The following is a 20,865-nucleotide window of genomic DNA, read 5'->3' as shown; positions in this document are numbered from 1 at the left end:
GATGACAGCGGAGATCCATCGGTAGTGCCGGCCGCTGGCCGGCCCCCTTCTCCGTTACAGCGGCGGCATCGCCTGCAGGTCGCCGTCGACCAGTTCGATCGCCATCACCACCGCGTCTTCGCGGCCCTGTGCGGCCGGGTAGTAACGCGGGCGGCGACCGATCTCGTTGAAGCCTTCTCTGTGGTACAAGGCCAGCGCGGGTGTGTTGGACGGACGCACTTCCAGGAACACACGCTGCGCACCCCGGTCGCCGGCCAGCTGTACCAGCGCGCAGCAGCTGGCGCCCGAGCCCACGCGACTGCGTCAGCGGGTCGATGCAGACGTTCAGCACATGGGCTTCGTCGGCCGCGATGCTGAGTACGCCATAGCCGATCAACTGGCCATCGCGCTCCATGGCCAGGCCCGGATAGCCCGCACGCAGGCAGTCGACGAAGATGCCGCGGGTCCAGGGAAACGGATAGCCGCGTACTTCAATCGCCATCACCGCGTTGAGGTCGCTCTCGCGCAGCGCGCGCAGGCTGACCGGACCGGGCTGGCTGACCGCACTCATGGCGCGCCCCGCTTGCGCAGGGCGCGCAGCTGCGGCCACAGCGCGCTTGGCGGCCGGGTCCTGACGCAGCTGGTCCAGCGGCCAGCTGTCCATCAGCGCCTGCGTGGCCGGATCATTGGGATTGCAGCCGGACGCGCGCAGCAAGGCGATCTGCAGGCGATCCGGCAGGCGCACCACCGGCTGCCGGGCATTGCCGCCAGGCAGCGGCCGGGCAGCCGCGGGCGCGGTGTCCGGTGCGCTGATCGGGGTCTCGCGACGCGCTGGCGCCGGGCGTTCCTGGCGGGAAACCGGTGCGGCCGCAGCCAGAGGTTCGCGCGCGGGTGCGGTCGACGCCCGCGCCTGCTCCGCCGCTGGTGTGGCAGCCGCCTCGGCTTCGGCCACGCTCAGCTGCAGCGCGGCATCCAGCTCGGCGGCCAGCTGGCCGTCGTGATAGACGGTGTAGCCCATGGCCTGCAGCCAGGCCTGCTGGGCCGGTGACCACAGCACGGGCAGGTCCTCGCTCACGCGGCCTCGGGCTTCTTGCTCAGGCGCTGCACGGCCCACATCACCGGGCCCGACAAGGCGTACAGGATGCCCACCGCGAACAGCACGCGCGGCAGGTCGATGACCGCAATGGCGATCGCCACTGGCACCAGGGCCAGTACCAGGAACGGCACGCGGTCGGAGCGGGTGCCCTTGGCGCCGCCGCCCTTGAAGCTCCAGAAGCGGATGCGGCTGACCATCAGCAGCGCCGCGATGATCGTCACCGCCAGCGCCACGTAGCGCAGCTGGTTGCCGTCCCAGCCCAGGTTGCCATCGGCGAACGCCCAGACGAAGGACATCATCAGGCCGGCCGCGGCCGGGCTGGCAAGGCCGACGAACCAGCGCTTGTCGACCACCGCTACCTGGGTATTGAAGCGGGCCAGGCGCAGCGCCGCGCAGGCGGCATACAGGAAGGCCACGGCCCAGCCGACGCGACCCAGCAGCGGGTCGTCGAACTTCAGCCACGACAGCGACCAGTGGTACATCACCAGCGCCGGGGCCATGCCGAAGCTGACCAGGTCGGCCAGCGAGTCGTACTGCACGCCGAATTCGCTGCTGGTGCCGGTCAGGCGCGCCACGCGCCCATCCAGGCCATCCATCACCGCCGCCACGAACACGGCGATGCTGGCGTTGACGAAGTCCCCGTTGGCCGCGGCGATGATCGCGTAGAAGCCGGCAAACAGGCCGGCGGTGGTGAACAGGTTGGGCAGCAGGTAAATCGTGCGCGAACGCGGCGGCGGTGTGATCGGGTCCATGGAATCCAGTTTAATCGACTTGCCAGTGCTCGGCGCCAATGCTGCAATCGGCGTTCTACGCCCATTCCGTGGAGTTTGCCATGCGTGCCCTGTCCTGCCTTGGATGCCTGCTGTTGTTGGCCAGTGCCAACGCCGTGGCCGGCCCGGTCTATAAATGGAAGGACGCCAATGGCGTGACCCAGTATTCGGAGACCCCGCCGGCGGGCAGGAAGTTCGAGACCCGGGCGCAGGCGCGCAGTCCCCAGGCGGCGGCCAGCGCCGAGACCCCGGCCGCGCCGGTGCCCGAGCAGTGCAGCACCGCCCGCGCCAACCTGGCCCTGCTGGAGGGCGGCGGCCAGGTGATGCAGGACACCGATGGTGATGGCAAGGCCGATACCCCGTTGGCTCCGGAGCAGCGCAGCGCGCAGAAGGGATTGGCTGAAGCCGCCATCAAGGCCTACTGCCCGGCGGAGTGAGGGTTATCGGCAGGGCTTGCAGCCCTGCACCGACAGAGGCGGTAGCAAGGGCAACGTCAAAAGCGGGCATTCCGTGGAATGGCGGGGCGGTGTCGGAGTGCGGGGACGCCGCAAGTACGTCCCTGTAGGCTTGGCAGCCGCATCCATGCGGCTGACACCCCGCAATCCGACACCGCCCCACCCCCGACAGATTCCCGGTGGTCAGTAGATCCACGCCATGCGTGGATGAATCTCCATGGAAATCGAATAGTTCGAGAATTGATCGAACAGCAGCCGAGCATGGCTCGGCCCTACAAAAGGGCGACAGATCGCGGAAAACTGTCGAAGGCGGGGTGGGTCCGGTTGCGAGGGCGTGAGCGCCATGGATGGCGCGACCGAGCCACAGGGACGTATTTACGGCGTCCCCCGCAACCGCCCCCCCCGCCATCCCACGGGAAGCCCGCTGTTGCAGTTGCAGTTGCAGTTGACGTTGCTTGAGGCGGGTGCAGGGCGCAGCCCTGCCGATACCCCTCCCCCCGGCCGGGCTGGCAGAATAGGCGTCTCTGCCGTTATCCGAAGCCGACGATGCGCCTCTCCCAGTTCCACCTGCACACCACCAAGGAAACCCCCAGCGACGCCGAGCTGACCAGCCACCGGCTGATGCTGCGCGCGGGCATGATCCGCAAGCTGGCATCGGGCCTGTACACCTGGTCGCCGCTGGGCCTGCGCGTGCTGCGCAAGGTCGAGCGCATCGTGCGCGAGGAAATGGACCGCGCCGGTGCCGTGGAATTCCAGATCCCGACCATCCAGCCGAAGGAACTGTGGGAGCAGACCGGGCGCTGGCAGAAGTTCGGCCCGCAGCTGCTGAAGATCAAGGACCGCAAGGACCAGGTGTTCTGCTACAGCCCGACCGCCGAAGAAGCCGCCTGCGACTTCGCGCGCAGCGAGCTGTCCAGCTACAAGCAGCTGCCGGTCAACTTCTACCAGGTGCAGACCAAGTTCCGCGACGAGATCCGTCCGCGCTTCGGCGTGATGCGTTCGCGCGAGTTCCTGATGAAGGACGCCTATTCGTTCCACCTGCACGATGAGTGCCTGGTGCGCGAGTACGAGAACATGAAGTCGGCCTACAGCCGTATCTTCACCCGCCTCGGCCTGGATTTCCGCATGGTGCAGGCCGACTCCGGCGCGATCGGCGGTGATGCCTCTCAGGAATTCCACGTCATCGCCGATTCCGGCGAAGACGCGCTGGTGTTCTCCACCGGTTCGGACTACGCGGCCAACATGGAAGCGGCGATCGCTGCCGATCCGGCACCGCGTGCGGCCGCCAGCGAAGCCATGCGCAAGGTCGATACCCCCACCCAGAAGACCTGCGAGGATGTCGCGGCGCTGCTCGGCATCGACCTGCAGCGCACGGTGAAATCGGTGGCGCTGATCGCCGGCGAAGGCAAGGCACAGCAGTTCGTGCTGCTGCTGGTACGCGGCGACCATGAGGTCAACGAGATCAAGCTGGCCAAGGTTGCCGGCCTGGACGAACAGCGCTTCGCCAGTGAGGCGGAAATCGCCGAGCACCTGGGCAGCGTGCCGGGCTTCCTCGGCCCGGTCGCCCCGGCCAAGGCCATCCGCGTGGTGGCCGATCGCGAAGTGGCGGCGATGTCCGACTTCGTCGTCGGCGCCAACGAAGCCGGTTTCCACCTGGCTGGCGTCAACTGGGGCCGCGACCTGCCGGAACCGGAAGTGGCCGACATCCGCAACGTGCGTGCCGGTGACCGCGCGCTGGACGGTGGTGAACTGAAGATCGCCCGTGGCATCGAAGTCGGCCACGTGTTCCAGCTCGGCCGCAAGTATGCCGAAGCGCTGGATGCCACCGTTCTGGACGAGAACGGCAAGGCCGCGGTGATGGCGATGGGCTGCTATGGCATCGGTATCTCGCGCGTGGTGGCTGCCGCGATCGAACAGAACCATGACGATGCCGGCATCATCTGGCCGGACGCGATGGCGCCGTGGCAGGTGGTGGTATGCGTGATCAATCCGAAGGGCGACGCCGCCGTGGCCGACGCCGCGGCCAACCTGCTGCAGGAGCTGCGCGATGCGGGCCTGGACGCGGCACTCGACGACCGTGGCCTGCGCCCGGGCGCGATGTTCGCCGACATGGAACTGATCGGCATCCCGCACCGCGTGGTGGTCAGCGAACGTGGCCTGGCCGCCGGCACCTACGAGTACCGTTCGCGCCGCGCCAGCGAAGCGGAAAGCCTGGACAAGGCCACCCTGCTTCAGCGCCTGCAGGGTTGATCAGGAAAAGACCGGGGCATGCCCCGGTCTTTTTTTGCCTGACGCCCATTTGAGCAATATTGCAGCGGACATAATCCGGTCAAAATCGACGCAATGCAGCCGGGATGCTGCCAGGCCATGACCGGTCTGCATTTGTGCTGCGATTAATTCATCTTTATTCTGTCCCGCGACGCCAGGGACTGGCTCGTCCCGTCCACTTATTAGTTTCCGGAGTAACCGTAAATGAGCATTGACCTGACCGGCCTGTCGGCACGCGAGCTGGGCGCCCTGATCCGCACCGCCAAGAAACAGCAGACCATCGTCGCCAAGCGCCGGCCGATCACCAAGGTCCGGGCACAGCTGACCAAGCTGGCCAAGACCGAGGGTTACACCATCGAGGAACTGTTCGGCGACGCCCCGGCCCGCGCGCGCAAGGTGGCCAAGGTTGCCAAGGCACCGTCGAAGACCGCTGGCCGCAAGCTGGGCAAGGTTGCGCCGAAGTACCGCAACCCGGCCAATCCGAAGGAAACCTGGACCGGCCGTGGCAAGCAGCCGCGCTGGATGGCCGAGCTGACCGCCAAGGGCAACAAGAAGCCGGAAGATTTCCTGATCAAGAAGGCCTGAGGCCGGATCGGGATGCAATGAAAAACGCCGGCGAAAGCCGGCGTTTTTTCATTCCCCGGAAAGGAAAGGTGTGTGGACCAACGGTCCACACCCACAGGAAGCAGCCCAGAGGGCGATTACAGGGTTTTGCGGGCCGGCATCAGCAGGTTGCCGAACAGCAGGCCAGCGACCAGCGCCATCACCACGTTGAGCACGGTGAGGAACACGCTCTGGCCGGCGCCCACGTCCTGCTGCTGGACCAGGGTCAGCACGCCGCGCAGGCTGGTGCTGCCGGGCACCATCATGATGATGCCGGGCAGGCGGATGATTGCGCCCGGGCGGCCGACGAGGCGGCCGAACAGATTGCCACCGGCGGTCAGCAGCATCGCCGACAGGAAGATGCCAGCCGGCGCTCCCCAGGCGTGGCCACCGAACTTGGAGATCGCATAACCAGCGACCGAGGCCGCGATCACCCACGGATAATCGCGGCGGTTGGCCTTGAACAGCATCGCGAAGGCAAACGCCGCGGTCAGCAGTGAGCCCCACTCCACCCACGGCCCCTGCGGCCGCGTGGCGCGGATCACCGGATCGAGGCCGAGCACATCGGCCAGGGTCACCGCGATCATCGCGCCGACGCTGAGCTTCATGATGGTGGTCAGCGCACCGGCAAAGCGCGCGGTACCCGACACCCAGTGCTGGCTGGCCAGCTCATTGACCGCATTCGTCAGCGACATGCCGGGCAGCAGCACCACCAGCGAGGCGATGATCACCGTGTTGAGGTTGAGCGCGCCGATGAAGGACGCCACCAGGGTGGCGACCAGGCCGGCCAGCAGCGCAGCCAGTGCCTCGGCGGCTTCGCGGGTGGCCGGGCGACGGTCGGTGACCATGCCGAGCAGGCCGATCATCAGGCCGATGACACCGGCGGTGGCAATGTCCAGCCACGGCAGCTTCCACATGCCGGCCACGCCGGCCGCGCCGAGGGTGAACGAAAGGATGGTGCGCAGCTTGCCGCGCCGGCCCGGATCCTTGTCCAGCTGGCGCAGCGCGGTGTGGCCCTGGGCGATGCTCATCCGCCCGTTGGCCACTTCCTCGGCGATATGATCGGCCACGCTGAGCTTGTGCAGGTCGTTCTCGCCGGGGGCCAGGCGGATCACGCGGGTGATGTCACTGGAGCCGATCGCCTGCGCAGGGTCGCTGAAGCTGAGGATGATACCGGTGGGATTCGACCACGGTTCACAATCCAGATCGAGCTGGCGGGCCAGTGCCACCACTGCCGTTTCCAGGCGCTGGGCCGTTGTGCCGTAGCTGTGCAGGCGTCCGGCGATCTCGGAAACGAAGGCCACGCGCTGCGCGTAGGTGGCCTGGGGCGTGGGGATCGTGTGAGCGTCTGCGGACATGCGCCGTAGTATTACCTAGGCTGGGCCTTACCGGAGAAATTCATCCGAGTTCGACGCGATGCCCAATACAGAACGGTTATGCTGCGACCCGAATGGCCCAAGTGACCCCGAACCACGCCCCCCAGCTCGAACAGGATGCCCATGACCCGGGCGTGATCCGCCTGTCCGGCACCTGGACCTTGAAGACCGCGCTGGCCGCGGCCGAAGTCCTGCGCGGCGTTCCCGACACGCTGACCGGCATCGATGCCACCGCCATCGAGAAGATGGATTCGGCCGGCGTGCTGCAGGTGCTGCGCGTAGCCCACCGTGCCGACCTCGGCGAGGACGCACTGAAGTTCCGCCCGGACCACCAGGCGCTGGTGTGCACCATCGAGGAAGTGGCCGACGACCGGCCCAAGCCCAAGCGCGACTTCGGCGTGCTGGCTGCACTGGAACGGCTGGGTGTCAGCGTCCATGCCACCGGCCACAACATCAAGGCGCTGTGTAGTTTCCTCGGCGAGAACCTGGTCAAGGCCGCGCGCCTGGTCAAGGAACCCCGCCGTTTCCGCCTGACCGCCACCGTGCACCAGATGGAGCAGGTCGGGCTGGATGCGGTACCGCTGGTGGCACTGCTGTCCTACCTGGTTGGCGCGGTGATCGCCTTCCTCGGCTCGACCATCCTGCGCGACTTCGGCGCCGAGATCTATGTGGTCGAACTGGTCAACATTGCCTTCCTGCGCGAATTCGCGGTACTGCTGACCGCGATCGTGCTGGCCGGCCGCACCGCCAGCGCCTTCACCGCGCAGATCGGTGCGATGAAGGCGCGCGAGGAAATCGATGCGATGCGCACTCTGGGCCTGGACCCGATCGACCTGCTGGTGCTGCCACGGCTGCTGGCCCTGCTGGTCACCCTGCCCCTGCTGACCTTCATCGCCATGGTCGCCGGCCTGGCCGGCGGCATCACGGTGGGTGCGTTCGACCTGGATATTCCGCCGCAGATGTACATCGCACGCATGCACGAGACGATGGAAGTGCGCCACATGCTGGTCGGCCTGTCGAAGGCGCCGGTGTTCGCGCTGGTGATCGGCCTGATCGGCTGCCTGGAAGGCCTGAAGGTCGAAGGCACGGCGCAGTCGGTCGGCGAACGCACCACCTCCAGCGTGGTGCAGACCATCTCGCTGGTGATCATCATCGACGCCTTCGCGGCGTTGTGGTTCATGCACATGGACTGGTGACATGAGCACGCATCCGACCCCCGAAGAAGTTCCCATGCAGGACGACAACGGCCACGAGCTGGCCATCCGCGTGCGCGGGCTGGTCAACCGTTTCGGCAGCCAGACCGTGCATGAGGACCTGGACCTGGACGTGCGCCGCGGCGAGATCCTGGGCGTGGTGGGTGGTTCGGGTACCGGCAAATCGGTGCTGATGCGTTCGATCCTCGGCCTGCGCGTGCCCGATGCCGGGCAGATCCAAGTGCTCGGCCGCGACGCGCGTGCCGACGATGCTGAGAGCCGCCTGCACATCGAGCGCAACACCGGCGTGCTGTTCCAGGACGGCGCCCTGTTCTCCTCGCTGACCGTGGGCGAGAACGTGCAGGTGCCACTGAAGGAGCACCATCGCGAACTGCCCGAGCGCTGGCACTACGAGCTGGCGCTGCTGAAGGTGAAGCTGGCCGGCCTGCCCGCCGATGCGATCAACAAGCTGCCCTCGCAGTTGTCCGGTGGCATGCGCAAGCGCGCCGGCCTGGCCCGAGCGCTGGCGCTGGATCCGCCGCTGCTGTTCCTGGACGAACCGACCGCAGGCCTCGACCCGATCGGTGCGGCTGCATTCGACCGCCTGATCAAGACCCTGCAGGAAGCGCTGGGGCTGACCGTGTTCCTGATCACCCACGACCTGGACACGCTGTACGCGATCTGCGACCGGGTCGCGGTGATCGCCGACCGCAGGGTGGTGGCCAACGCACCCTTGCCTGACATCGAGAAACTGGATCATCCGTGGATCCAGGAATACTTCCACGGACCCCGCGCGCGCCGCGCGTGGCGAACAGATCGAGAGTGCCTGAGCCATGGAAACCAAAGCCAACTACGTGCTGATCGGCGCGTTCACCCTGATCACCGGCCTGGCCCTGCTGGCCTTCGGCCTGTGGGCCGCCAAGTACTCTTCCGACCGCACCTGGCAGGAATACCGCGTGGTGTTCCGCGAAGCGGTGACCGGGCTGTCGGTGGGCAGCCCGGTGCAGTACAACGGCATCGCGGTGGGCTCGATCACCGAACTGAACCTGGTACCGGACGACCCGCGCCAGGTGGTCGCGCGCATCCGCCTGAACTCCAACACGCCGGTCAAGACCGATACCCGCGCCAAGCTGGCGATCACCAGCCTGACCGGCCCGTCGATCATCCAGCTCAGCGGTGGCACGCCGCAGTCGCCGGCGCTGACCACGGTCAACAAGGACCCGGCGCCGATCATCCCGACCACGCCCTCCGCGCTGCAGAACATCACCGACGTCGCCAACCGCATCGTCGAGCGCATGGACCAGATTCTCAGCGACCGCAACGTGGCTTCGATCAACGCGACACTGGCCAACCTGGAAACCATCAGCGGTGGTCTGGCCGACCGTGACCAGGGCACGCAGGCGCTGCTGCTCAGCGCGCGCGACGCCGCCCGCAGCCTGGACACCACGCTGAAGACCACCAACGGCACCATCGAGCGCCTGGACAAGAACCTGGTGCAGCAGCTGCCGGGCATCATCGACAAGCTCGACGGCACTCTGGCCAAGCTTGATTCGGCCGCAGGCAACGCCGATTCGATCCTTGGCGAGAACCGCGCTGCCATCAACAGCTTCGCCAACGATGGCCTCGGCCAGCTCGGCCCGACGCTGACCGAACTGCGCGGCCTGATCCGCGACCTGCGCCGGGTCAGCGACCGCCTCGAGAACAACCCCGCGCTACCTGCTGGGCCGCGACGCACCGAAGGAGTTCGAACCCAAATGAGCCCGACCACCCTTCCGCGCCTGCTGCTGGCCGCTTCGATGGTCACCCTGCTGGGCGGCTGCTCCATCCTTGGCAGCAGCGAGAAAACCGCAGTGACGCTGTACTCGCCGTCCGTGCAGGTCAAGGCGGACCCGGCGTGGCCACAGGCCAGCTGGCAGCTGGTACTGGCCAAACCCAGCGCCGCGCGCATGGTCGACAGCCCGCGCATCAACGTGCGGCCGACGCCGTCGCAGCTGGAGATCTACAAGGGCGCCAGCTGGGCGCAGCCGGCCACCAACATGATCGAGGACACCCTGCTGCGCGGCTTCGAGGATTCCGGCCGCATCCGCGGCGTGGCGCGCAGCACCGCCGGCATCCGCGCCGACTACAAGCTGTCCACCGACGTGCGCCGCTTCGAATCGGACTACCAGGGACAGGCCACGCCGACGGTGGTGATCGAGGTCAACGCCAAGCTGATCCACGTCGCCGACCAGCGCGTGGTCGCCGACCGCACCTTCCGCCAGGCGCAGCCGGTCGGCAGCACCGATGTTCCTGCCGTCACCGCCGCCTTCGAACGTGGCCTGCAGCAGCTGGCGCAGGACGTGGTGGGCTGGACGCTGACCAGCGGACAGGCCGACCAGCCGACCGTCGCGCTGATCGATCAGCGCGGCGTGATCCAGCGGAACGTCAGGTTGATCCGCTCCCCCTGCACGCGTGCCATCTTCGGCAGCGCGTGCTGATAGAACTGTTGGGTCTGACCGGCCATCACCAGCAGATCGCCATGGCCGAGCAGATACTCGGCCTTCCGCGCCGGGTCATCGCGCCGGCGCAGCAGGAAGCGCCGCGCCGCGCCCAGGCTCAGCGAAGCAATCACCGGGGCCGGCCCCAGTTCCGGCTCGTCATCGCTGTGCCAGCCCATGTAATCACCGCCGCCGCGATAGCGGTTCAGCAGCACGCTGTTGAAGCGGCCGAGGCCCTCCACCTGCAGGCGATCACGCATGGCCTGCAACGCGGGTGGCCAGGGGTGCGGCACGAATTCAGCCCCGGAATAGCGGTAGCGCGCCTGCGGATCGCCGATCCAGCAGCTCAGCCGCGGCGAATCCACCCAGTTGCCGAACATGCGGATGCGGTGGACTTCCCAGAGGACTTCGGCCTGCAGCACGGACAGGAGCCGGTCTGCATCGGTCGCGGCCAGCCAGCCCGGCAGGTGCTGGACATCGGCATCGGGCAGGTCGTGAGGGAAAAGCATGGCGCTACCTGAGAATGGGGCGTCCCTGAGCCGGGCCGCCCCAGACCTTCAACCGCGAACGAACGCCACGCCCGTCTTTTCCTTCAACTCGTCATCGCTGACACCCGGCGCGGCTTCCACCAGCAGCAGGCCCTTGTCAGTCACGTCGAACACGGCCAGATCGGTGATGATGCGGTCGACCACGCCCACACCGGTCAGCGGCAACGTGCATTCGGGCAGGATCTTCTGCTCGCCGTTCTTGGCGGTGTGCTCCATCAGCACCACCACGCGCTGCACGCCGGCCACCAGGTCCATCGCGCCGCCCATGCCCTTGACCATCTTGCCGGGCACCATCCAGTTGGCCAGGTCACCCTTGTCGGTGACCTGCATGGCGCCGAGGATGGCCAGGTTGACATGGCCGCCGCGGATCATCGCAAAGCTGTCGTGGCTGCCGAAGTAGCTGGCACCGGCACGTGCGGTCACGGTCTGCTTGCCGGCGTTGATCAGGTCGGCATCGACTTCGGCATCGGTCGGGAACGGGCCGATACCGAGCAGGCCGTTTTCCGACTGCAGCCACACATCCACGCCTTCGGGGATGTGGTTGGCAACCAGGGTCGGCAGGCCGATGCCCAGGTTCACGTAGGCACCATCGGTCAGTTCGCGGGCGGCGCGTGCCGCCATCTCATCGCGGGTCCACGCCATGTCAGTTGCCCTCCGCGCGGATGGTGCGCTGTTCGATACGCTTTTCAGGATGCGGGTTGTGCACGATACGGTGCACGTAGATGCCCGGCAGGTGCACCTGGTCGGGATCGATCGTGCCGACCGGCACCACCTCTTCAACTTCCACGATGCAGACCTTGCCGGCCATCGCGCAGGCCGGGTTGAAGTTGCGTGCGGTCTTGCGGAACACCAGATTGCCAGCCTCGTCGGCCTTCCACGCCTTGACCAGCGCCACGTCGGCACGCAGCGCGGTCTCCATCACGTAGTGCTTGCCGTCGAACTCGCGGGTTTCCTTGCCCTCGGCCACCACCGTGCCGTAGCCAGTGGCAGTGAAGAACGCCGGGATGCCCGCGCCACCGGCACGCAGGCGCTCGGCCAGGGTGCCCTGCGGGTTGAATTCCAGCTCCAGCTCGCCGGCCAGAAACTGGCGCTCGAATTCCTTGTTCTCGCCCACGTAGGACGAAATCATCTTCTTGATCTGGCGGGTTTCCAGCAGCTGGCCCAGGCCGAAACCATCGACGCCGGCATTGTTGGAGATCACGGTCAGGCCCTTGGCGCCACTGTCACGCAGCGCGGCGATCAGGGCCTCGGGAATGCCACACAGGCCGAAGCCGCCCACGGCCAGCGTCTGGCCATCGGCGACCACCCCTTGCAGGGCCTCCGCCGCACTGGCGAAGCGCTTGCCGCGCTTGCCGGTGGAAGTCGATTGCTGCATTGCTGTACTACCCTGCACGTTGAGGATGACCGCATTCTAGCTGGAGGGCGGCGAAGGGCCTGGATGCGCCGCAGCATTGACGGAGGACCAGGCGGGCATTGGGTAGAATGGGCGATTCCACGCAGAAGGGTGCTTCAGCGCCTACGCCCCTCGATCTACGATGACGCCGACCTTCACAGACGAAGACCTGTTCCGCTGGATCGACGAATGGACACTGCAGAAAAGCGAGCAGTGCCTGGGTGGCGTGCGCAACCGGCAACTCCGCGATGGCCTGCTGACGGCCGAGGTACAGGGTTCGGCCAGGCATCCCTACTACGTGGAGATCGATCTGACGGCCAGTACGCGCACCGCGCGCAGCCGCCTGCAGAGTGCCTGTTCCTGCCCCGTCGGCCGCACCTGCAAGCATGTGGCGGCGGTGCTGGTCTCGTACATGCTGGATTCGCTTGCCATGGACGACGAGAGCCCCCTGACCGAACAGGACCTGACGCAACCGCCGCGTCCTGAACTGCTGGCAGAGCTTTCGCGTTGGCAGAGCGCGCGGATCCGGCCGGCCCAGCCACGCCGAAACGGTGTCATCTTCGAACTGTCCACCTACAACCACCACCCCGCCGTGCTGGTCCGGCGCGTCAAGTACGGGACCGATGGTGCGATCAGCACGGGCAAGTGGATGGATATCACTGCGGACCTGCTGCTGGATCCTCCGGCCTATCTCACGCCGACTGATCTGGCGGTGATGATCCAGCTACGCACCCAGCGGCAGCCCGCGACGAAGGACGAATGGATCGACTTCGCGGCCACCCTGCAGTTGATCGTCTCCAGCGGCCATGGCTGGGTCTCCTGCGGTACGCACGGCGACGTGCCGGCCCGGTCAGGAGCTCCACGCCGCGGCGAACTGGGCTGGACCGTTGGCATGACGCAGGGCGCAACGCTGCTGGAACCCGCGTTGAGCGTGGAGGGCGGCGCCAGAGGCGTGGTCCTGGGCCGGAGTGCGTGCTATCTGGACCCGGTCACCGGCGAGGTCGGTCCGCTGCTGCTGGATGTCAGGGCCGAGGACGCCGACGCCTTCCTGAGCCTGCCCAATCTGTTACCCAACGAAGAAGCGGTGGTCGCACAGATGCTGCAACAGATCGACCCTGCCCTGCCGCGCCCCGGTGCAAGCGACACGCTGCCTACCCTGCAGATCAGCGCGATGATCCCCGTGCTGCGCCTGCATACGATTGAGTTCCGGCCGGCATGGCTCGGTCGCCGCGACCCGTCGCAATGGGCCGATATCGCGACCGTGGCCTTCGAGTACGACGAGCACGTGCGGTTCCTGGATGATCCGAGCCTGTTCGCACTCGATCCGGAGGGCCAGCTCGCCCTGCTGCCCCGTGACCTGGCTGAGGAATCACGGCGCGAGGCCCAGCTGCGCACGGTGGGACTGTATCGCGACACGGACCCGCGGGCGCCATTGGACGGCGCTGGCCCGCAGTTCCAGCTGCGCACCCATGACTGGACACGGTTCCTGCTGGATGACGTGCCGCGCCTGGAAGCCTTGGGCTGGAAGGTGGAGACGGACGACGATTTCCGCCATCGCATCACCCGGGTGGATGAGATCGACCTGGACATCCAGGCGGACCCGACGGATGCGGGCTGGTTCAACCTGGGTCTGGACATCCAGGTGGAAGGCCGCAACGTATCGATGGTTCCGCTGCTGCAGCAGGTGCTGCAGTCCGATCCCCGCTGGATGCGTGGCCAGCTGGACGCCATCGGCGACGACGAGAACGTCCTGTTGATGGCAGGCGACAACACCCGCCTGGCACTGCGGGCCGCGCGACTGAAGCCGATCATGGCCCTGTTGGCGGACCTGTTCGCCCAGCGTGGCGCGCCGCTGCGCTTGTCAGCGCTTGACCGTGGCCGCCTGCAGGCACTGCAGGACACGGCGCGCCTGCAGTTCCGGGGCCGCAAGGATACCCAGGCGCTGGTGCAGCGGCTGATGCAGGCACCCGCACTGGGCGAAGTGCCGCCACCGGCGGGGCTGGTGGCAACGCTGCGTCCCTACCAGCTGGAGGGCCTGTCGTGGCTGCAGTACCTGCGCCAGCAGGGGCTGGGCGGGGTGCTGGCCGATGACATGGGGCTGGGCAAGACCCTGCAGACACTGGCGCATCTGCTGGTCGAAAAGGAAAGTGGCCGCCTGGACCAGCCGGCGCTGCTGGTGGTGCCGACCTCGCTGCTGCACAACTGGCAGAGCGAAGCGGCACGCTTCACTCCGGGCCTGCGCGTACTGACCCTGCACGGACCGGCACGTGAAGCACTGTTCGAGGCGATCCCCGAGCACGATCTTGTACTGACCACGTATCCCCTGCTGTGGCGTGACGAGCAGGCGCTGCAGGCACATGCCTACCATCTGCTGATCCTCGACGAGGCCCAGCAGGTGAAGAATCCGAAATCGCGTGCGGCCGTCACGCTGCGCACGCTGCAGGCGCGTCATCGCCTGTGCCTGACCGGTACGCCGCTGGAAAACCATCTGGGCGAACTGTGGACGCAGTTCGATTTCCTGCTGCCCGGCCTGCTCGGCAGCGAGAAACAGTTCAACCAGCATTGGCGCCATCCGATCGAACGCGGCAGCGACCACCGCCGCGCCACGTTGCTGGCGCAGCGTCTGCGTCCCTTCATCCTGCGCCGTCGCAAGGACCAGGTCGCGTCAGAGCTTCCGCCCAAGACCCTCATTACCCGCGCGGTGGAGATGGAGGGTGGCCAGCGTGATCTCTATGAAACCGTGCGTGCTGCGATGGAAAAGCAGGTGCGCGAGGCCATCAGCGGCAGCGGGTTGGCGCGCAGCCATATCGTGGTGCTGGATGCCTTGCTGAAGCTGCGCCAGGTCTGCTGCGATCCGCGCCTGCTGCCGGGCGACGCCCCTGCACGCAATGCCGGCTCGGCCAAACTGGAGCTGCTGCGCGACATGCTGCCGTCGATGGTCGAGGAAGGCCGGCGGATCCTGGTGTTCTCACAGTTCACCGGCATGCTGGCGCGGATCGGGCAGGCGCTGGAGGAGCTCGGGCTGGCCTATGTGACGCTGACCGGCGACACCCAGGACCGGGCCACGCCGGTGCAGCGTTTCATGCAGGGCGAGGTACCCGTGTTCCTGATCAGCCTGAAGGCCGGTGGCGTCGGGTTGAACCTGACTGCTGCAGACACCGTCATCCACTTCGATCCCTGGTGGAACCCGGCGGCCGAAAACCAGGCCAGTGACCGCGCCCATCGCATCGGCCAGCAGCAGCCGGTGTTCGTCTACCGGCTGATCGCCGCAGGCAGCATCGAAGAACGGATTGCCGAGCTGCAGGAACGCAAGGCCCTTCTGGCGGAATCGATTCTGGAAGGCGGCGGCAGCACGGGTCCACGCTTCAGTGAGGAAGACGTCCAGGCGCTGCTGGCGCCGTTGCCGGGCCTGCCGGCCAAGCGCACCGGCCGGCCAGGCCGACGATCGCCGCAGGCCTGATCCGTGGCGCCAGTCAGGTGGCGTTCTCCGATGGAAACGATTCCCATACGGGACTGGGGCTACAATTGAGCGCTGAGCTCACAAAGGATCTGATCGATGCCCCTGCCCGCCTTCAAGGCCTACGATATCCGCGGCCGCGTGCCGGAAGAACTGAACGAAGACCTGGCGCGCCGCATCGGCGTCGCCCTGGCTGCGCAGCTCGCTCCCGGCCCGGTGGTCCTCGGCCACGATGTGCGCCTGACCAGCCCGGCGCTGCAGGATGCACTGGCCGCAGGCCTGGGTGGTACCGGTCGTGAGGTGATCGACATCGGTCTGTGCGGTACCGAAGAGGTCTACTTCCAGACCGATCACCTCGGCGCAGCCGGCGGTGTGATGGTGACCGCCAGCCACAACCCGATGGACTACAACGGGATGAAGCTGGTCAAGGAGAACGCCCGCCCGATCAGCTCCGATACCGGCCTGTTCGCGATCTCCGATGCGGTCGCCGTCGATACGTCCGAGGCCCAGCCGCCACGCGCCGGGCAGACCGCCCAGCATGACAAGAGCGCCTATATCCAGCATCTGCTGAGCTACGTCGACGCCGCCAAGCTCAAGCCGCTGAAGCTGGTGGTCAATGCCGGCAACGGTGGTGCGGGCGCCATCGTCGACCTGCTGGCACCGCACCTGCCGTTCGAGTTCATCCGCATCTGTCACGAACCCGATGGCAACTTCCCCAACGGCATTCCCAACCCGCTGCTGCCGGAAAACCGCGCCGCCACCGCCAATGCGGTGCGCGAACACGGCGCCGACTTCGGCATTGCCTGGGACGGTGACTTTGACCGCTGCTTCTTCTTCGACCATACCGGCCGCTTCATCGAGGGCTACTATCTGGTCGGCCTGCTGGCCAAGGCCATCCTGGCACGCAATCCCGGTGGCAAGATCGTGCATGACCCGCGGCTGGTCTGGAACACCGTGGAAATGGTTGAACAGGCAGGTGGCGTGCCGGTGCTGTGCAAGAGCGGCCACGCTTTCATCAAGGAAAAGATGCGCGCCGAAGATGCGGTGTACGGCGGCGAGATGAGCGCACACCACTACTTCCGCGAATTCGCCTATGCCGACTCCGGCATGATCCCGTGGCTGCTGATCGCGCAGCTGATCTCCGAGAGCGGCCGCTCGCTGGCCGACTGGGTCGAAGACCGCATGGCGGCCTATCCCTGCAGCGGCGAGATCAACTTCAAGGTGGCCGATGCCAAGGCCGCCGTGGCCCGCGTGATGGAGCACTTCGCCGCGCGGTCGCCCGCGCTGGACCATACCGATGGCATCAGCGCCGATTTCGGCGACTGGCGCTTCAACCTGCGCAGTTCCAACACCGAGCCGCTGCTGCGCCTGAACGTTGAAGCCCGCGGCGACGCAGCGCTGATGCAGGCGCGCACCGACGAAATCTCCCATCTCCTCCAGCAGTAATCAAGGAAGACCATGAGCAACATCCAGCCCGTCATCCTGTCCGGTGGTTCCGGCACCCGCCTGTGGCCACTGTCGCGCGAGGCGTATCCGAAGCAGTTCCTGCCGCTGGCAGGCGAACTGACGATGCTGCAGGCCACCTGGCAGCGCGTCGCGCCCATCGCCACCCACGGCCCGTTGGTGATCGCCAACGAAGAGCACCGCTTCGTCGCTGCCGAGCAACTGCAGCAGGTCGGCGCCGAGCCGGCTGCCATCATCCTGGAACCGGTTGGCCGCAATACGGCGCCGGCGATTGCGGTCGCAGCCCTGGAGGCCACCCGCGACGGCGCCGATGCGCTGCTGCTGGTGCTGCCCTCGGACCATGTAATCACCGATGAGGCTGCATTCCGTGCAGTCGTGCAGGCTGCAGCCAGCGCTGCCGAGTCCGGCAAGCTGGTGACCTTCGGTATCGTGCCGACCGGTCCGGAAACCGGCTACGGCTATATCAAGGCCGCCACTGGGCAGGGCCTGCGTGCGGTCGAGCGCTTTGTCGAAAAGCCCGACCTTGAGACCGCCACCGGTTACGTCAGCAGCGGTCAGTATTACTGGAACAGCGGCATGTTCCTGATCAAGGCCTCGCGCTACCTGCAGGAACTGGAGCGCTTCCAGCCCGACATGATGGCCGGCAGCCGCCAGGCCTGGCAGCAGGCCCGTCGCGATTCGGATTTCACCCGTCTCGACAAGGAGGCGTTCGCAACCGTTCCCTCCGATTCCATCGACTATGCCGTGATGGAAAAAACCGCAGACGCCGTGGTGATTCCGCTGGACGCCGGCTGGAACGATGTCGGCTCGTGGACAGCCCTGCGCGATGTCTCGCATCAGGATGGCGATGGCAATGCGCATCAGGGTGACGTGATCGCGATCGACTGCCGCAACACCTATGCCTATGCACAGCGCCTGGTGGCACTGGTCGGTCTGGATGACGTGATCGTGGTCGAGACCGACGACGCGGTGCTGGTCGGCAAGGCCGACCGCATGCAGGAGGTCAAGACCGTGGTGGCGCAGCTGAAGGCCGACGGTCGCAGCGAGGCCACCTGGCATCGCAAGGTCTACCGCCCGTGGGGCGCCTACGATTCGATCGACAACGGCGAGCGTTTCCAGGTCAAGCGCATCACCGTCAAGCCCGGCGGTACGCTCAGCCTGCAGATGCATCACCATCGCGCCGAGCACTGGATCGTGGTCAGCGGCACCGCCGAGGTGACCCGCGGCGACGAGGTGATCCTGCTCAGCGAGAACCAGAGCACGTACATCCCGCTGGGCGTGACCCATCGCCTGCGCAACCCGGGCAAGCTGCCGCTGGAGCTGATCGAGGTGCAGTCCGGCAGTTACCTCGGTGAAGACGACATCGTGCGTTTCGAGGACACGTACGGGCGTAGTTGATCCGACGACCTGCGGCGGGTGCCGACCGTTGGTCGGCACTTCGCCTGCCGGGTCAGGCAATCTCCGCCATCACCCGCTTCAGGCCGTCCTGCCAGTTCGGCAGCACGATGCCGAAATCCTGCTGCAGCTTGCGGTTGTCCAGCACCGACCAGGCCGGGCGCTTGGCCGGGGTCGGGTATTCGGAACTGGGGATGGCTTCAACCGACGGCACCTTGGCCAGCACGCCCGTCGCCAGCGCTTCAGCGAAAATCGCTTCGGCAAAGCCATGCCAGCTGGTCTGCCCCGACGCCGTCAGGTGCCACGTTCCCGACAGCGCGCGGATGCTGCAGCGCCTGCACGGTGACATCGGCAATCAACGCGGCCGGTGTCGGCGTGCCGATCTGATCGGCCACCACACGCAACTGGTCGCGCTCGGCGCCCACCCGCAGCATCGTGCGCAGGAAATTGGCGCCATGCGAGGCATACACCCACGCCGTGCGGAAGATCAGATGACGACCGCCGGCCGCGCGAACCGCATCCTCGCCATCGCGCTTGCTGGTGCCGTACACGCCCAATGGCGCGGTCGGCTCGTCTTCGCGGTAGGGCGCGCTGCCCTGTCCATCGAACACGTAGTCGGTGGAGTAATGCACGAACGGCACGCCGTGCGCCGCACACCAGCGCGATCATGCCCGGCGTCTGCGCATTGGCGACGAAGGCGGCCTCGGCATCCTGCTCGGCACGATCAACCGCCGTATAGGCGGCCGCGTTGACCACCACCGATGGCTGCAGGCGATCCAGCAATGCCGGCAGGCTGTCGGGCTGGCCGAAATCGGCGGTTTCGCAGCCACTTCCGTCGGGCAGTTGCCCGCTGCGGGTCGTTGCGACCACCTTGCCCAGCGGCGCCAGCGCGCAGCAGCTCCTGGCCGACCTGGCCATTGCCGCCGAACACCAGCACCGTCACGGGATGTAGACCGGCAGGCGGTCTTCGGCAATGTCCTTCAGGAACGGCGCGTTCTCGTCCTTGGCCGACAAGGTCGGTGCGCTGACCGGCCAGTCCACCGCGATATCAGCATCGTTCCAGCGGATACCCGCATCCGCCTCCTTGACGTAGACATCGGTGCACAGGTAGCTGAACAGCGCACGTTCGGACAGCACGGCAAACCCGTGCGCGAAGCCTTCCGGAATCCAGAACTGCTTCCTGTTTTCCGCACTCAGCACCACCGCTTCCCACTGGCCGAAGGTCGGCGAGCCACGACGGATGTCCACGGCCACGTCATAGACCTCGCCCTCCAGCACGCTGACCAGCTTGCCCTGTGGGCGCGGCCACTGGTAATGCAGGCCACGCAGCACGCCCTGTGCGGACGTCGATACGTTGCTCTGCACGAAACGGTCCGGCAGGCCCAGTGCAGCGAAGCGCTCGGCATTCCAGGTTTCGAAAAAATAGCCACGCGCATCGCCAAACACGGCCGGCTCGATGATCTTGCAGCCGGGAAGCTTGGTTTCAATCACTTTCACGGAACGACTCCACGCAGCGCGAGTTTATGCAGGTACTGGCCGTAGCCATTCTTGATCAGCGGCGCAGCCAGCGCCTCCAGCTGCTCGGCATTGATCCAGCCCTGACCGAACGCGATTTCTTCCGGGCAGCACACCTGCAGGCCCTGGCGGGTCTGGATGGTCTCGATGAAGTTGGATGCCTCCAGCAGCGACTGATGGGTGCCGGTATCCAGCCAGGCATAGCCACGGCCGAGCGCTTCCAGGTGAAGATTGCCTTCCTCCAGGTAGCGCTTGTTGAGATCCGTGATCTCCAGCTCGCCGCGCGGCGACGGCTTCAGTTCCTCCGCGTAATCGCTGGCCTTGCCGTCATAGAAGTACAGGCCAGTCACCGCATAGTTCGAGCGGGGATTTTCCGGCTTCTCCACCAGATCGATGACCTTGCCGCTCGTGTCGAACTCGGCCACGCCGTAGCGCTCCGGATCATTTACCCAGTAGCCGAACACGGTCGAACCATCCACGCGCTCATCGGCGCGCTTCAATACTTCGCGCAAACCGTGACCGTGGAAGATGTTGTCACCCAGCACCAGGCAGCTCGGCTTGCCGGCCACGAAGTCGCGGCCGATCAGGTAGGCCTGGGCCAGGCCATCCGGACTCGGCTGCACCGCATACTGGATGTCCATGCCCCACTGAGAGCCGTCGCCCAGCAACTGCTGGAACAGCGCCTGTTCGTGCGGGGTATTGATGATCAACACTTCGCGGATGCCCGCCAGCATCAACACGCTGAGCGGGTAGTAGATCATCGGCTTGTCGTACACCGGCAACAGCTGCTTGCTGACGCCCTTGGTGATCGGATAAAGGCGGGTGCCGGAACCACCGGCGAGGATGATGCCCTTGCGCTGGGTCATGGTGTCTCCT

General features: G+C 66.5%; 15 protein-coding genes and 5 pseudogenes. 10 read left to right on the top strand and 10 right to left on the bottom strand.

Translation table 11 applies throughout. The features are described 5' to 3' along the window. Nucleotides 1–54 precede the first annotated feature (54 nt). The 3 genes and pseudogenes from rimI to pssA form a co-directional block, all read right to left on the bottom strand. A pseudogene (gene rimI, locus ACZK2V_RS03210) lies at nucleotides 55–550 on the bottom strand (ribosomal protein S18-alanine N-acetyltransferase). After that, nucleotides 547–1,054 (bottom strand): annotated as a pseudogene (locus tag ACZK2V_RS03205) (hypothetical protein). The pseudogenes rimI and ACZK2V_RS03205 overlap by 4 nt, the downstream one beginning before the upstream one ends. Next, entirely contained in the window at nucleotides 1,051–1,827 is a 777-nt protein-coding gene (pssA, locus tag ACZK2V_RS03200; RefSeq protein ID WP_049461822.1) for a CDP-diacylglycerol--serine O-phosphatidyltransferase, read from the bottom strand. Before pssA ends, ACZK2V_RS03205 begins: the two are co-directional and overlap by 4 nt. Nucleotides 1,828–1,907: 80 nt before the next feature. On the opposite strand from pssA, the gene ACZK2V_RS03195 reads away from it, so the two are divergent. From ACZK2V_RS03195 to ACZK2V_RS03185, 3 genes are all read left to right on the top strand, one after another. Beyond that, a complete protein-coding gene (locus tag ACZK2V_RS03195; protein ID WP_049461832.1) occupies nucleotides 1,908–2,282 on the top strand; it encodes a DUF4124 domain-containing protein in 375 nt (124 codons plus the stop codon). A 564-nt stretch (nucleotides 2,283–2,846) separates the two neighbouring features. Beyond that, complete coding sequence (locus ACZK2V_RS03190; RefSeq protein ID WP_032128001.1) at nucleotides 2,847–4,550, top strand: proline--tRNA ligase; 1,704 nt, start codon at nucleotides 2,847–2,849, stop codon at nucleotides 4,548–4,550. Nucleotides 4,551–4,772: 222 nt separating this feature from the next. Continuing rightward, nucleotides 4,773–5,153 (top strand): H-NS histone family protein, encoded by a 381-nt coding sequence (locus ACZK2V_RS03185; protein WP_486322922.1) that lies wholly within the window; start codon nucleotides 4,773–4,775, stop codon nucleotides 5,151–5,153. Between the two features lie 116 nt (nucleotides 5,154–5,269). Here ACZK2V_RS03185 and ACZK2V_RS03180 read toward each other — a convergent pair whose 3' ends face one another. Then, nucleotides 5,270–6,529 (bottom strand): threonine/serine exporter family protein, encoded by a 1,260-nt coding sequence (locus ACZK2V_RS03180; RefSeq protein ID WP_049398420.1) that lies wholly within the window; start codon nucleotides 6,527–6,529, stop codon nucleotides 5,270–5,272. Between the two features lie 92 nt (nucleotides 6,530–6,621). Between ACZK2V_RS03180 and ACZK2V_RS03175 the strand changes: the two genes are divergently transcribed. The 4 genes and pseudogenes from ACZK2V_RS03175 (at nucleotide 6,622) to ACZK2V_RS03160 (ending at nucleotide 10,217) form a co-directional block, all read left to right on the top strand. Continuing rightward, on the top strand, nucleotides 6,622–7,743 hold the full coding sequence (locus ACZK2V_RS03175) for an ABC transporter permease (protein ID WP_032127999.1): 1,122 nt from the start codon (nucleotides 6,622–6,624) through the stop codon (nucleotides 7,741–7,743). 1 nt (nucleotide 7,744) lies between these two features. Then, nucleotides 7,745–8,557: pseudogene (locus ACZK2V_RS03170) on the top strand (ABC transporter ATP-binding protein); the annotation flags it as partial. A 16-nt stretch (nucleotides 8,558–8,573) separates the two neighbouring features. Next, nucleotides 8,574–9,498 (top strand): annotated as a pseudogene (locus ACZK2V_RS03165) (MlaD family protein). Continuing rightward, complete coding sequence (locus ACZK2V_RS03160) at nucleotides 9,495–10,217, top strand: ABC-type transport auxiliary lipoprotein family protein (RefSeq protein ID WP_486322921.1); 723 nt, start codon at nucleotides 9,495–9,497, stop codon at nucleotides 10,215–10,217. Before ACZK2V_RS03165 ends, ACZK2V_RS03160 begins: the two are co-directional and overlap by 4 nt. On the opposite strand, the gene ACZK2V_RS03155 is transcribed toward ACZK2V_RS03160, so the two are convergent. The 3 genes from ACZK2V_RS03155 to ACZK2V_RS03145 are packed head-to-tail and all read right to left on the bottom strand — an operon-like array spanning nucleotide 10,139 to nucleotide 12,140. After that, complete coding sequence (locus ACZK2V_RS03155; protein ID WP_049461376.1) at nucleotides 10,139–10,726, bottom strand: alpha-ketoglutarate-dependent dioxygenase AlkB family protein; 588 nt, start codon at nucleotides 10,724–10,726, stop codon at nucleotides 10,139–10,141. The two genes, ACZK2V_RS03160 and ACZK2V_RS03155, sit on opposite strands and share 79 nt — an antisense overlap. A 48-nt stretch (nucleotides 10,727–10,774) precedes the next feature. After that, the gene (locus tag ACZK2V_RS03150) at nucleotides 10,775–11,407 is read right to left on the bottom strand and encodes a CoA transferase subunit B (protein ID WP_049461374.1); all 633 of its coding nucleotides are present in this window, start codon (nucleotides 11,405–11,407) and stop codon (nucleotides 10,775–10,777) included. Nucleotide 11,408: 1 nt separating this feature from the next. Further along, nucleotides 11,409–12,140: a CoA transferase subunit A gene (locus ACZK2V_RS03145; protein ID WP_049461372.1), complete on the bottom strand. Its 732-nt coding sequence runs from the start codon at nucleotides 12,138–12,140 to the stop codon at nucleotides 11,409–11,411. Nucleotides 12,141–12,300: 160 nt separating this feature from the next. On the opposite strand from ACZK2V_RS03145, the gene ACZK2V_RS03140 reads away from it, so the two are divergent. The 3 genes from ACZK2V_RS03140 to ACZK2V_RS03130 all read left to right on the top strand — a co-directional run bounded on the left by ACZK2V_RS03140 (nucleotide 12,301) and on the right by ACZK2V_RS03130 (nucleotide 18,477). Beyond that, nucleotides 12,301–15,618, top strand: a complete 3,318-nt coding sequence (locus ACZK2V_RS03140; protein WP_049461370.1) for a DEAD/DEAH box helicase — start codon at nucleotides 12,301–12,303, stop codon at nucleotides 15,616–15,618. Between the two features lie 96 nt (nucleotides 15,619–15,714). Next, a complete protein-coding gene (locus tag ACZK2V_RS03135; RefSeq protein ID WP_049461368.1) occupies nucleotides 15,715–17,061 on the top strand; it encodes a phosphohexomutase domain-containing protein in 1,347 nt (448 codons plus the stop codon). 12 nt (nucleotides 17,062–17,073) lie between these two features. Beyond that, on the top strand, nucleotides 17,074–18,477 hold the full coding sequence (locus tag ACZK2V_RS03130) for a mannose-1-phosphate guanylyltransferase/mannose-6-phosphate isomerase (protein ID WP_049461366.1): 1,404 nt from the start codon (nucleotides 17,074–17,076) through the stop codon (nucleotides 18,475–18,477). Between the two features lie 52 nt (nucleotides 18,478–18,529). Here the strand turns inward: ACZK2V_RS03130 and rfbD are convergent. The 3 genes and pseudogenes from rfbD to rfbA form a co-directional block, all read right to left on the bottom strand. After that, nucleotides 18,530–19,417, bottom strand: a pseudogene (gene rfbD / locus ACZK2V_RS03125) (dTDP-4-dehydrorhamnose reductase). Then, nucleotides 19,414–19,971, bottom strand: coding sequence for a dTDP-4-dehydrorhamnose 3,5-epimerase (gene rfbC, locus ACZK2V_RS03120; RefSeq protein WP_049461362.1), 558 nt, complete (start codon nucleotides 19,969–19,971; stop codon nucleotides 19,414–19,416). Before rfbC ends, rfbD begins: the two are co-directional and overlap by 4 nt. Further along, entirely contained in the window at nucleotides 19,968–20,855 is an 888-nt protein-coding gene (gene rfbA / locus ACZK2V_RS03115; protein ID WP_049461360.1) for a glucose-1-phosphate thymidylyltransferase RfbA, read from the bottom strand. Before rfbA ends, rfbC begins: the two co-directional genes overlap by 4 nt. Nucleotides 20,856–20,865 lie beyond the last annotated feature (10 nt).

Source organism: Stenotrophomonas sp. 93052_Sma (genome assembly GCF_056481145.1).
This window is presented reverse-complemented; position numbering and strand designations above follow the sequence as displayed.